The sequence below is a fragment of the Limibacterium fermenti genome (assembly GCF_041902845.1).
In the GTDB taxonomy this organism is placed as follows: Bacteria; Bacteroidota; Bacteroidia; order Bacteroidales; family Dysgonomonadaceae; genus Limibacterium; species Limibacterium fermenti.
Genome location: NZ_CP159486.1, coordinates 2,206,247 through 2,219,870, shown reverse-complemented (window position 1 = coordinate 2,219,870; position 13,624 = coordinate 2,206,247). Strand labels below are relative to the sequence as shown.

Sequence of the window (13,624 nt, the reverse complement as noted above, 5' to 3'; positions counted from 1 at the left end):
AATGATGAATTATCTTGAGCGTTCCATCAATTTTTTGCCTTTCTCTACCGCTTCGTCAATGGTTCCGACACTTAAGAACGCCATTTCGGGATACTCGTCCATTTCCCCGTCGAGAATCATCTTGAACCCTCTGATGGTTTCTTCCAGCGGCACCAACACGCCCGGTTGCCCGGTGTATTGCGCGGCCATAAAGAACGGTTGCGACAAGAACCGCTGCACCTTGCGGGCACGGTTTACCGTGAGGCGGTCTTCGTTCGAAAGTTCTTCCATACCTAATATGGATATGATATCCTGCAATTCCTTATATTGCTGTAGGATTTGTTTCACGCGCATCGCCGTTTGGTAATGCTCTTCGCCCACGATGAGCGGGTCGAGGATACGCGAAGAGGATTCTAGCGGATCGACGGCCGGATAAATCCCCAACGAGGATATTTTCCGGCTCAATACCGTGGTGGCGTCCAAATACGAGAAAGTGGTCGCGGGAGCCGGGTCGGTCAAGTCGTCGGCAGGCACATAAACGGCCTGTACCGAAGTGATGGAGCCTTTTTTCGTAGAGGTAATGCGTTCCTGCAAAGCGCCCATTTCGGTGGCGAGGGTCGGTTGGTAACCCACCGCCGAGGGCATACGCCCGAGCAGCGCCGACACTTCGGAGCCGGCTTGTACGAACCGGAATATATTATCGATAAACAAAAGAATGTCGTTGCCGCCTTCGCCTTGGTCGCGAAACGACTCGGCGATACTCAACCCCGACAAGGCAACCGAAGCGCGCGCTCCGGGCGGTTCGTTCATCTGTCCGAAAACCAACGATATCTGCGACTGGTTCACTTCGTTGTAATCGATTTTGCTCAAATCCCAGTCGCCCTTATGCATGCTTTCTTTAAAGTCCTTTCCATACCGGATAACCCCCGAATCGATCATCTCGCGCAAAAGGTCGTTCCCTTCACGGGTACGTTCCCCCACGCCGGCGAACACCGAATACCCGTTATGCCCTTTGGCTATATTGTTGATAAGCTCCATGATCAGCACTGTTTTGCCTACTCCGGCGCCGCCGAACAGCCCGATTTTACCCCCTTTTAAATAAGGTTGTAGCAAATCGATTACTTTTATGCCGGTCGTCAGGATTTCTTGTGTCGTGGTGAGCTCTTCGAAGGTAGGGGCTGCGCGGTGGATGGGATATCCTTCCGTTCTGTCGAGCGGTTTGAGCCCGTCGATCGATTCGCCGATGACGTTCATCAAACGCCCTTTTATCTGGTCCCCGATAGGCATACTGATGGAATGCCCCAAGGCTTTCACATTCAATCCGCGCTTTAATCCGTCGGTGGTATCCATGGCTACCGTTCGTACGGTCGATTCTCCGATATGCTGCTGAACTTCTAAAATAAGCGGTTGACCGTCTGGGCGATCAACCGATAGTGCTTCCTGAAGCGCCGGGAGTTTCCCGTTTTCCGTCGTCTTCAGATCAAAGTAAACATCCACTACAGGGCCGATGATCTGAGATATGTGTCCTACGAGCTCGTTCATTATCAAAATCTATTATAGGGTTGCCGTATTTTGTAATTCGAAAAAGCATTCTTTACACGATGATTTTCCTTTCAAAAACAAATGCTTTTCCATCCTTATATATCTTCTAAAATTTAGGATGAGCAAAGATACAAATATAATTTTATAGCAAAAACTTTTTTCATCTCTCTATTTCGGGCCTTTTTTTTCTTTATATCCGATACCTTCCGATAATATCAAAAGGATTTGTTAATTAAGAGCCCATTATAGATCGGGCGGTTTTTAATATAAATATTTTCAATAACAGAAAGATGCGGTTTAGCGTAACCTTTGTGCATGCTTTGTTTACAGTTATGAAATCCGGCCCCGGCGGGCGGACAGGATTTTTTTAAGGGGACTCAAATTTGTAGATTTCTTTTTTCTAAGTTTTGAAGTAATATAAAAATAGACTATATTTGCCCCGATAATCAAAATAAGGCAAATAGAACAACCAAAGCGTACGTTTTTTATTAGAGTAAATGAATAAGCATAATAATATAGGTTTCCCTTCCATTCTGCATTTTCAATTTTGCATTCAATTGAATGGAAATAGAGGAAAAAGTTTTATTTGATGGGTAAACTTTCTTATTTATCGCTCTTTTATAAGAAAAATAATTGTATTTTTGCAAATCTAAAAAAACGACTATATAGTACATTTTAAATAAATCAATAAACAATCAATGAATTAAAAACTCAAAAAATCATTCACACAAAAAATCAAATTATGGCAACAAATGAAATTAGAACTCAGAAAGTAACTGAAAAAAAGAAAGGATCATCCAAAGGTATTTCTGCTGCTTTAGTAATTATACTTTGCTTTGTAGTAGCTATCTGTATCTTCCAGTTCGTTTTCGGTAATCCAACCAACTTTATTGGCAATGATCGGGCGAATCTTCCTTTGCAAGGAAACCTTTTAGGTACCATCTATAAAGGAGGATTCGTAATTCCTATTATTATGACGATGTTATTATCGGTAATCGTATTGAGTATCGAACGTATCATTGCTATCGGCAGATGTAAAGGTAAAGGTAACCTGACCACTTTCGTCGCAAACATTAAAGATCGTCTCGAAGCCGAAGATATTCAGGGTGCCCGTGAACTTTGTGCAAAACAAAAAGGTTCAGTTGCAGCCGTTGTAAGAGCCGGTATCGATACCTACGATCAAATGATTCATGATACTACCGGTTTGAGCAAAGAACAAAAAGCTTTATCTATCAGCAAAACAATCGAAGAAGCTACCGCGTTGGAAATGCCGACGATGAACCAAAACTTACCGGTTATCGCTACATTCTCTAACTTGGGTACATTGACCGGATTGTTCGGTACGGTACTTGGTATGATCCGTTCATTCTCCGCTTTAAGTAGCACGGGAGGTACGGACTCGGCCGCTCTTTCGGTTGGTATCTCGGAAGCTCTTGTTAATACGGCTTTCGGTATCTTGACCGGTGCTTTGGCTATTATTGCTTATAACTATTTTACGGCTAAGATTGATAATATTACGTATGCGATCGACGAAATCGGTTTCTCCATCGTAAACGTCTTCCAAGCTAGACATTCTTAAGAAAGTTAAAAGTGAGCAAAGGTTTAAACCTTTTGCCTTACGAACATTCTTACCGAATGACTATTTTGACGAATTTGTTTAATCAATCGATAAATTATAGGATAAATGGCTAGACCAAAATTAAAGAAAAGAGATACATGGATTGACATGACCCCGATGAGCGACGTAATGGTATTGTTGCTCACGTTCTTCATGTTGACTTCCACTTTCTTGAAACCTGAGCCGGTAACCGTTAATACGCCGATGTCTGTTTCCGAGATTAAAATCCCCGAACAGAATATCTTCTCCGTATTGATTTCACCGGAAGGAAAAGTCTTCCTGGATATTGATAATTCAGAGGACCGAATTGAGATTCTTGAAAAATTGGCAGCTAACTATAATGTTTCTTTAACCGATAAAGAGAAAAGAGATTTTAGTATTATGACTTCTTTTGGTATCCCCATGCAGAATTTTAAACAATTTATGGGCTTGTCGAATGAAGAACAACTCAAACTTCTTCCTCAATACGGTGTCCCCACAGATAGTACCGACAACCAATTTAAAAGTTGGGTGAGCGCGGCCAGGGAAGTAAAAGGAAAAGAGATGGTCATCGCTATTAAAGCCGACCAAGATACACCTTATACGTATATAAAGAACGTTATGGGTTCGCTGCAGGACTTAAAGGAAAACCGTTACAATCTGATTACTTCACTGCGTAAGGTGGAGGATGAAGAATAAAGGTTATACTCAAAGACAAATGGAAGTACGAATTAAAAATAAATTTTAAGAGTATGGCAGATATACAACCAACCGGTGGTGGTAAAAAGAAAAAAGGCGAAATGAAGAAAGCCGATACGCGGGTAAACTTTACTCCGTTGGTCGACATGATCATGTTGTTGCTTACTTTCTTTATGCTTGCTACCACTTTGAGCAAACCTCAAACAATGGAAATCAGTATGCCGACCAAAGATAAAGTCGATGTGGAAGAGCAGAACGAGGTGAAAGCTTCCGAAGCGATGACCATCTACTTGGGGCCGGAGCATAAAGTGTATTATTATGAAGGGTTGGCGAATCTTGAAGAACCGAATTTCCTGACTGAAACCGATTTTTCGGCCGAGGGTATCCGTTCTGTCTTGACAGAAAAAAACAGGACCATCGTTCAACAAGTTCGCGAACTGAAAAATAGAAAAACCCTGCTTCAAGTAAGTCAAGAAGATTACGATAGACAATTGTCTGAATTACGAAACAGTAAAGGTTCGCCGGTAGTGATTATCAAACCGCTTGATAGCTCTACCTACAGCGATATGATTGCAGCTTTGGATGAGATGCAGATAACGAGCATCGGAAAATATGCGATTACCGAACTGGATGATAATGACCGGACAATGTTGAGCAATTCCAATTTTCCTACTGATTGAGGTTTGATATAAGATAATAATCATTTAAAGAAAGAAAAATGGCTAAAGATATCAACTTAACGTCGCAGGAATGGATCGATTTGATTTTCGAAGGTAAGAATAAGAGCTACGGCGCTTATCGTCTTCGTCAATCTTCCGGCAGACGGCATTTATATGCTTTCATTGTCGTTATCGTTATTGCTGTATTGTTATTCATTGCGATGTCGCTTATTACGACATACGAATCTCAAAGGAAGGCTAAAGAAGCCATGACACAGGTTACGACTTTAACCGACATTCAGTTGGAGCAACCTGAAGTTCCCGAAGAGAATCAAGTGAAACAATATGTAGCTCCGCCTCCTGTGGAATTGAAGAGTACCATTAAATTTACGCCTCCGGTCATTAAAAAGGATGAGGATGTTCGGGAAGATCAGGAAATGAAAAGTCAGGAATTCTTGACTCAATCCGATGTTCAGATCTCTATTGCGGACGTAAAGGGTAATAATGAAGAAACGGGTGTGGATATTGCTACTTTAAGAGACCATAAAGTTATTGTGCAAGCTGAACCGGAACCTGAAAAGATTTTTGATGTGGTGGAACAACCTGCATCTTTTCCGGGAGGAAACACTGCTTTAATGAAATGGTTGAATGATAATATTCAATATCCTGTGATTGCTCAGGAAAATGGAATCGAAGGACGTGTAATTGTTCAGTTCGTGGTCGGAAGCGACGGTGCGATACAGGATATTAAGGTTGCACGGGGTGTCGATCCCAGTTTGGATAAAGAAGCAACCCGTTTGGTAAGGGAAATGCCTAAATGGATTCCCGGTAGACAAGGGGGAACAGCCGTTAAAGTACGGTTTACGTTGCCTATTGTTTTCCAATTGCAAAAGTAATGTGATACAACCTTGTGTCACAATATGGTAAATATTAGCCAATCTTGTTTCCGATGAAATTAGATTGGTTAATATTTATTTGTTCGTGATTTTTTAAACTAAAACGATGTAAGATGAAGATAGGTAATTTTATCGGTCTACTATTTATTTCTTTGTTTCTGATAATTGCGTGTAACAATAAAGATAAGAAAGAAAGAAATACAATGGATAGCGGGTACATTAAGATAGCCGTAGATCAAACGATGGAGCCGACTATTAAGGCGGTAATCGATATGTTTGAAACCGAACATGATGCTATTATCGAGCCTATTTATACATCGGAGGAAGACGCAATCGATTTGCTGTTGGACGATACCGTCCGGCTGGCGGTAACTGCGCGGCGTCTACGTCCGGATGAAAGAAATATTTTTTATTCGAATAAGTTCGAACCGGAAGAGGTGCGGATTGCTTTGGACGCGATAGCGCTTATTATCCATCCCGCGAATCCCGACTCGATTATTAGCGTAGAGAACGTTCGTCGTATTTTAACCGGAGAGGTGAAAAATTGGAACGAGATCTATCCGGGATCCCGGTTGGGTAAGATTCAAGTTGTTTTTGATAATACCAACTCGAGTATCGTACGTTATGCCAATGACTCTATTTGTCGCGATAAACCGTTGTCGAATGAGTTGAATGCGCTGAGTCTTAACGAAGAAGTGGTAGACTATGTGTCTAAAACGCCTAATGCGATGGGCCTTATCGGGGTGAACCTCATTAGTGATTCTTACGATAGTACTGTGGTTGAGTTTACGAATAAAATTCAGGTTATGCGCGTGTCTTTCGACAAGATCGCTACCCGCCAAAATGCGGTTCAGCCCTATCAATACTATATGTATAACGGGCAGTATCCTTTTGTTCGGGAAATCTTTTTCATCATAAACGATCCCCGGGGAGAACTGCCTAAGGGCTTCACCCGTTATGTTTCATCCGATCGTGGACAGCGTGTGATACTCCGTTCGGGATTGCTGCCTTCTACGATGCCTGTGAATGCCGTTAAAATAACAGACTAAAAATGTAAACTTATAGATATAGGATAGAACTATAAAACGAATTTAAACGATATTGAATTAATTAGAGCAAAGCAAATGATGAGTACAATAAGAAAAAGTATTTTATTCTCGGCTTTATTTATTGCAGGTGTTTCATTAACTTACGCCGAAAATAAAAATGGAATTGATTTCTATGAAGCCGGAGATTACCAAACAGCAAAAAAGTATTTTTTGTCCGCACCGAATATCGATGCGACCGATAGTTACTATTTGGGGGAGATTTATTTCGACGAAAAGAAAACCGATTCCGCCCAATATTATTTCAATAAAGGACTTCAGATCGATCCGGCGAACTTACTGAACAGTGTTGGATTGGCTAAGGTGCAATTGAGTACCTCCGGTTTGGACAAAGAGTTAAACGATATTGGTAAAGATCGCAAAAATAGAAAAAATGCACGACTGCTCGCTGCAGTAGCCCAGGCGTATTTCGATAATAACAAATTGGACGAAGCTTCCAAAATGGCCGACAAATCGATTAATGCCAACAAGCAGAGCCCTTATGGTTATATCCTGAAAGGTGATTTGCTCGCTAAACAAGGCAATACGGGTGAAGCCGCCGCCGCTTACGAAAGCGCCATCTATTTCGACCCTAACTTCAAAGCTTCGTATGTAAAGCTTTCACGTCTTTATGAAAATATTCGGACGCAGGTTGCCCTCGACTATTTAAAGAAAGTGGTGGAGTTGGATCCTCAATACATTCCGGGGTTTTTATCGTTGAGCCAGATTAATTATCGTAAAGGTTTTTATCCCGAAGCGCTCGAGGCTTTCGAAAAATATCTTAGTCTTATTGTCCCCACCGGAAAAGATTATGAACAGTATGCGTCGATTCTGTATTTCAACAAGAAATATAGTGAAACATTAGAAGCTATTAAGAAAGCTCCTGATAATTTTGTCATGAATCGTTTGAAAATGTATAGCTTGTTTGAACTCAAACAATATAACGAGGCTCTTCAAACGGCCGATAGCTTTTTCAAAAATGCAGATGAGAAGGATTTGATTACGCAAGATTATACTTATTATGCTCAAATACTTGCCAATGATAAGAGATATCAAGATGCAGGAGCTGCTTTTGCAAAGGCTTATGAAAAAGATTCGACCAATATCGAGTATCTGACACAGGCTGCCGGCGCATACGAACGTGCTGATGATTATTCCAATGCCATAAAGTATTATCAACTTGCTTTCAATAAAAATGCGAATCCGTCATTGGCTGATATTTATGTGTTGGGACTTGCGAACTATTCGGCGGGAACTAGTACGAAAGCTTTTTCTCCCGATTCGACGAAAGATAAGCAGGAAAAGGAAAAATATTTGAAAGAATCTGATCGCTTGTTTGCCGAAATGACTGAAAAGTTTCCGGATCATTATTTAGGATATCTGATGAGAGCTCGTGCTAATTTCGCTCTCGATCCACAAGCCGAAAAAGGTCTTGCGGTTCCTCATTATCAAAAAGCAATTGAGATTATGTTGCCTAATCTCGATGAAAGAAAGAATGATGTTTTGGAGTCGTATCGTTATTTAGGGTTCTATTATTTAGGACAAAATAACGTACCGGAGTCTAAGAATTATTGGGGAAAAGTCCTTGAGATTGATCCCGCCGACGAAACGGCTTTGCAGGTTATGCAGAGTTTGAAGTAAACGGCTTTTTTTGAGGGAATAAGTTTCAGACTTGCTCAGACAAGCAGTTTTAATTCCTATTTAACAGTTGCAGTGTGATGTGATTCATGCTGCAACTTTTTTTTTCTTGGTGTGACTCCCCCCCAGCCACCAGAGGCTCTCGCTCGCAGGATGTAATTCTTTTTATGATTGCGCAGATTAACTTACACAAAGGCGGTATTCCACAACTATGATGCAGAGTTTATTTTGACTCTCCTCTTAGCGTAAGGGAAGTGCCGAGAGGCGCGGGGAGGGGATAATGATGAACAATGAACGATGAATGATGAAAAATATCCGTCCGTTCGTTCTTCGCTCGTCCTCTTGCTCCAAGGGCACAGTCGCAGAGCCCCCATATAGGTTTGTGCGACTCCCCCCAGTCACCAGAGGCCCTCGCTCGTAGGATGTAATTCTTTTTATGATTGCGCAGAGTTAACTTACACAAAGGCGGTATTCCACAACTATGATGCAGAGTTTATTTTGACTCTCCTCTTAGCGTAAAAGGAGGAGTACCAAGAAACGAGCGGAAGGGATATAATGATGAAAATATCCCTTCCGCTCGTTTCTCGTTTGTCCCTTACCTCAAGGCGACAGTCCGGAAGCTATATGATTTTACCCCCACTAAGGCTTACATGCCGAAGCTGTATTTGGTAATCGTATCGATAATAATATTGAGGAGACCCGCCGATATAATACCGGCAGAACAGATAATTAAGCTGGCTTTGTTCCAGGAATCGGTCGCCAAGGTTTGGATCGGATGATCGTTTTTATCGATAAACATCGCCTTCACAACCCTCAGATAGTAATACAACGAAATGATGACGTTTACCGCTGCAATCAGTACCAATATATACAAGTCTTGTTGTGCTGCTGCGTAGAAGATGAAGAACTTGCTGACAAAACCGGCAAAAGGAGCGATACCGGCCAACGAAAACATAGAGAGCATCATTACAAAGCTGAGCTTGGGATTCGTTTGATAGAGGCCTTTATAATCGTCTATACTGAGTTTGCCCGTCCTGTTTTCAATGGCCGAGATGACCCCGAATGCCGCCAGGTTGGAAAATACATAGACCAGTATATAATATAATACTGTAGACATACCCAATGAAGAGCCGCTTATCACGCCCAAAGCAATGTATCCGGCTTGCGAGATGGACGAAAACGCCAGGAAGCGTTTGATGTTCCGTTGTCTCAAAGCGAACAGGTTTCCGACCGTGATCGTGAGGATAATGATCCAAAATAGGATATTGTGCCATTCGGTGACTAAATTGCCGAATACTTTAAACAGTAACGTCATCAGAACGAATACGGCCGAGCTCTTCGAAACCACCGAAAAATAAGAGGTGACATTCGTCGGTGCGCCTTCGTAGACATCGGCTGTCCATAAATGGAAAGGTACGAGCGATATCTTGAAGAACAATCCCGATATGAAGAATACAAATGCCATGATTTGTAGTGGATTGCTCGTGATTAGCGAGGCCATGTCGGAGAAGTATAATGTTCCGGCCGTGCCGTAAAGATAAGAGATGCCGAAAAGCATGATGCCTGACGAGAAAGCCGACGAAAGAATAAACTTGGCGCCTGCTTCGGCTGACTTCTTGTCTTTTTTATCGAATGCCACTAATGTCGCTAACGGAATCGACGCCATTTCCAAGCCGATGTAGAAGAGCATGAAGTGTCCGCTGGAGATCATAAAATACATTCCCAACAGCGTTGTCAGCGTCAAGAAGTAATATTCCCCCCGCTTATTCTTTTGTGCATCGCCGTCGAAGAGATGCTTTGCCTGAAGGAAAATGAGCAGCGTGGCGATGTTTAAAATGGTTTTTACCACCGTCATAATCGGCTCGTATTGATACATCCCGCCAAACGATTCTCCCGCTTCATACGGAAAGAGATTGAGTGCGGTGTGAACGGCAAATAAGAAGATCGCGACAGGCTGAAAATATCTCATCCCTTTGTTGCCTGCGATAATATCGTACAACAATAAAAAGAGGATGACACCTAACAGTGACACCTCACTGCGCATATATATAAAATTACTGAAATAATCCATACTGCTTTATTGACTAATATTCTTTTATGATTCTTATTATCTTACTAACTGCGCTACGACATTGCCGAGACTCTCATGTATCATGTCCGAAACACCTAAGGGGAAAGAACCTATATATACAATTCCCGCGATTAAGGTGATTACCGCAAAGCGTTCATACCAGTGCGCATCGTCTAACGTGGCATGTGCCGGATTCTGGATGCTCCCGTAAAGGAATTTTCCCACTGTCCGCAGGATATAGACCGCTCCGATGACGATGGAAGTGATGCTCGCGATCGTCAGCACACGATAGAGTATTTCGGTATTTTCAAATGCGCCGATAAAAATGGTCATTTCGGCAGCGAAACCGCTCAATCCCGGAAGACCGATGTTGGCCAAACCGGCAATCACAAAACAGACGCCGAGGAAAGGCATAATCTTCATCAAGCCGCCCATTTCCGTAATAAGGCGCGTATGCGTGCGTCCGTAAATCATTCCGATTAAGGCGAAGAATAAGGCCGTGATCAATCCGTGCGAAAGCATCTGCAACACGGCGCCCGTCATCGCGGTTTGCGTAAGCATCAGGATCGCGAACAACACCAGGTTACAGTGACTGACCGATGAATAGGCGTTGATGTATTTCAAGTCGGTCTGACGGATGGCCACTAAAGCGCCGTAAACAACGCCGATGCCTGTCAGCACGAGGAAGATGGGGGATAACTTTTCGGCGGCTTCCGGCATTAAATAAATTGCTACACGGAAGCATCCGTATCCTCCTAACTTCATTAATACTCCCGCGTGGAGCATCGATACCGCCGTCGGCGCCGAAGCATGACCGTCGGGCGACCATGTGTGGAATGGGAACAATGCTCCCAACACTCCGAAGCCGAAGAACGTGAGCGTGAAGAATAAGTATTGCTGTTGTACCGGAATGGTTGTCTTTACGATCTCTAAAATATCCATGCTGTTGGCCCCCGAGCTGAAATAGATGCCGAGTATTCCGACAAGCAAGATCATCGAAGAGCCCATTAACATCAGGGTTAGTTTCATCGCCGAGTATTCCTTCTTACCGCTTCCCCATACGCCGATGAGCAGATACATGGGTATCAATGCCGTTTCGTAAAAGAGGAACATCGTAAATAAGTCGGTAGAGATAAAAAATCCGTACACTCCGGCGGCTAACAGGGAGAACCACAAGAAAAATTCTTTGGTCAAGGGAGCGATTCTCCAGGAAGTGAATACGCCGGTAAAGACGATGACCGACGAGAGGCAAAGCATGGCTACCGATACACCGTCGACACCTACCGAATAGTTTATGTTGAGCGGCTTATACCAGGCGACCGAAGAGGTAAACAGCATCGGGTCGACCGCTCCGGCATTTCTTGCCGCGATGTATTGATATACCAGATTGGCCGAAAGGATCACCAACAGGGAACTTCCCGTAACCATTATCGCCAAGACCTGCTTTCTGTTTTTTGATAAAAACAACGCTAAGATCATTAGCACAGGTACCAGTACAAACAGTGATAAAAAATTCATATCTTGTTTTCTTTTTATTGATGCGTGATTAAATAAATAGGAGCAAAGCCGTAATTAACAGCGTTCCGAACAGGAATACATAAGCATACCATTGAATTTCGCCCGATTGGAAACCTCTGATCCGGATGGAGACCCAATCCGTAGCCGAAGCCAATCCGTTGATAAAGCCGTCTACAATATGACGGTCGAACCATGCCAGCGGACGCGATACGCAATTGAAGATGATCTTTTTCGTAATAAAGAGATAAATCTCATCGATGTAAAAGCGGTGATAGGCGGCCTGATGGAATCCCCTTATCGAGTTTGCAATACGGTTGGGTACGTCGCTCGGCTTTCTATATAATACGGTGGCTATGACGATGCCCACTACCGCCAAAATGATGCTTACGGTGGCGATAGTCCAATCGAGATGGATCGTATAATCGGCTCGGTCGGCCGTTACGAAATGTCCGAAAGGAATGAATCCTCCCAACACAGTAGGGATGGCCAGAAATACCAACGGGAATGTCATCGAAACAGGAGACTCGTGCGGAATATGCGTATAGTTTGTCGCTTTTCCCCAGAAGATATTGTAGTATAGCCGGAACATGTAGAACGCCGTCAAGCCGGCTGTTACCGTCATCCAGATACCCATTCCGTTGCTGAAATGGAAGGCGGCGGTAAGTATTTCGTCTTTACTCACAAATCCCGAGAAAGGCGGAATCCCCGCGATGGCCAAACAAGCAATAAGGAATGTCCAATGGGTGACGGGCATGTATTTGCGAAGGCTCCCCATATCTTTCATTTCGTTGCTATGCACCGCGTGGATAATAGAACCGGCCCCGAGGAAGAGGAGCGCTTTAAACATGGCGTGCGTAAACAGGTGGAACATGGAAGACATGTATCCGAGTCCTTCGTGTCCTTCGAGTTTGGAAACGCCGAGAGCGACCATCATGAATCCGATTTGCGAGATCGTCGAAAAGGCCAACACGCGTTTGATATCGGTTTGGGCAATCGCTATGATCGCGGCAAACAACGATGTGAATGCGCCCACATAGGCAATGCCGTGAAGTACTTCGGGCGTAAATCCTATATAGATGGGGAACAGGCGCGCGACCAAGTAAACGCCGGCTACTACCATGGTTGCTGCGTGGATGAGCGCCGACACTGGCGTGGGGCCTTCCATCGCGTCGGGCAACCAGATATGCAACGGGAACATGGCCGATTTACCGGCGCCCCCGATAAAGATTAAGGCCATCGCCCATACCAACGCCGAAGCGCCCAAAAAGCTGCTGCCGATGGCGCTGCTGAAAATAGAGGCGTCGCCCGACATCAATATGCCGAAGTCGAATGTCTGCGTAAAGTACGACAATACCAATATACCGATGAGGAAGAACATATCGGCAAAACGCGTCACGATAAATGCTTTCTTCGAAGCGGCGATGGCTGCCGGTTTGGTGTAGTAGAAGCCGATGAGCAGGTATGAAGAAACGCCCACCAACTCCCAAAAGATATACATTTGGAAAATATTCGTGGCCAAAACCAATCCCATCATCGAGAACGTGAAGAGCGAAAGGAACGAGTAGTAGCGTTGAAATCCTACTTCGCCTTTCATGTACCCTAAACTATATATATGAACCATTAACGAAACGGTGGAAATGACAACCAGCATCATGACTGATATCGGGTCGAGCAGTATCCCCATATCGATATGAAGATTAGCCCCTACTCGTAGCCAGGTTGTATTTAAAACGGTAAGCGATTGGTAAACACCGTCTATTTTTTGAGTGGTGAAATAGGCCCATGCTGTGTAGTACGACAAGAGGGTCACCACGGTAAGGGATGTCGTTCCGATTAGTCCGGATGCCTTATGGCTTAACTTATTACTAAGCAATCCCACGATAAGGAATGAAGCTAACGGGAACAGAAGTATAAATAAAGTATATTCCATGAGAAATATG

The 13,624-nt window shown here is 43.5% G+C and carries 10 protein-coding genes; 6 read left to right on the top strand and 4 right to left on the bottom strand.

Annotated elements, in window-relative coordinates; genetic code table 11:
• Positions 1-9: 9 nt before the first annotated feature.
• Positions 10-1,521: a F0F1 ATP synthase subunit beta gene (gene atpD / locus ABNK31_RS09815; protein ID WP_418892351.1), complete on the bottom strand. Its 1,512-nt coding sequence runs from the start codon at positions 1,519-1,521 to the stop codon at positions 10-12.
• A gap of 742 nt (positions 1,522-2,263) precedes the next feature.
• On the opposite strand from atpD, the gene ABNK31_RS09810 reads away from it, so the two are divergent.
• From ABNK31_RS09810 to ABNK31_RS09785, 6 genes are all read left to right on the top strand, one after another.
• Positions 2,264-3,100, top strand: coding sequence for a MotA/TolQ/ExbB proton channel family protein (locus tag ABNK31_RS09810; RefSeq protein WP_418892350.1), 837 nt, complete (start codon positions 2,264-2,266; stop codon positions 3,098-3,100).
• A gap of 105 nt (positions 3,101-3,205) precedes the next feature.
• Positions 3,206-3,817 carry an ExbD/TolR family protein gene (locus ABNK31_RS09805; RefSeq protein ID WP_418892349.1) on the top strand — a complete coding sequence of 204 codons (612 nt, stop codon included), beginning with the start codon at positions 3,206-3,208 and terminating at the stop codon, positions 3,815-3,817.
• Positions 3,818-3,870: 53 nt separating this feature from the next.
• A complete protein-coding gene (locus tag ABNK31_RS09800; protein WP_418892348.1) occupies positions 3,871-4,497 on the top strand; it encodes an ExbD/TolR family protein in 627 nt (208 codons plus the stop codon).
• 38 nt (positions 4,498-4,535) lie between these two features.
• Entirely contained in the window at positions 4,536-5,372 is an 837-nt protein-coding gene (locus tag ABNK31_RS09795) for an energy transducer TonB (RefSeq protein ID WP_418892347.1), read from the top strand.
• A 113-nt stretch (positions 5,373-5,485) separates the two neighbouring features.
• Positions 5,486-6,421 (top strand): PstS family phosphate ABC transporter substrate-binding protein, encoded by a 936-nt coding sequence (locus ABNK31_RS09790; protein ID WP_418892346.1) that lies wholly within the window; start codon positions 5,486-5,488, stop codon positions 6,419-6,421.
• A gap of 75 nt (positions 6,422-6,496) precedes the next feature.
• Positions 6,497-8,098, top strand: coding sequence for a tetratricopeptide repeat protein (locus ABNK31_RS09785; protein ID WP_418892345.1), 1,602 nt, complete (start codon positions 6,497-6,499; stop codon positions 8,096-8,098).
• Between the two features lie 643 nt (positions 8,099-8,741).
• Here ABNK31_RS09785 and ABNK31_RS09780 read toward each other — a convergent pair.
• Genes ABNK31_RS09780 through nuoL form a run of 3 tightly spaced genes read right to left on the bottom strand, consistent with a single transcriptional unit; the run spans position 8,742 to position 13,614 of the window.
• Complete coding sequence (locus tag ABNK31_RS09780) at positions 8,742-10,166, bottom strand: NADH-quinone oxidoreductase subunit N (protein WP_418892344.1); 1,425 nt, start codon at positions 10,164-10,166, stop codon at positions 8,742-8,744.
• Between the two features lie 36 nt (positions 10,167-10,202).
• On the bottom strand, positions 10,203-11,684 hold the full coding sequence (locus tag ABNK31_RS09775) for a complex I subunit 4 family protein (protein WP_418892343.1): 1,482 nt from the start codon (positions 11,682-11,684) through the stop codon (positions 10,203-10,205).
• 28 nt (positions 11,685-11,712) lie between these two features.
• The gene (gene nuoL, locus ABNK31_RS09770) at positions 11,713-13,614 is read right to left on the bottom strand and encodes an NADH-quinone oxidoreductase subunit L (protein WP_418892342.1); all 1,902 of its coding nucleotides are present in this window, start codon (positions 13,612-13,614) and stop codon (positions 11,713-11,715) included.
• Positions 13,615-13,624: the final 10 nt, after the last annotated feature.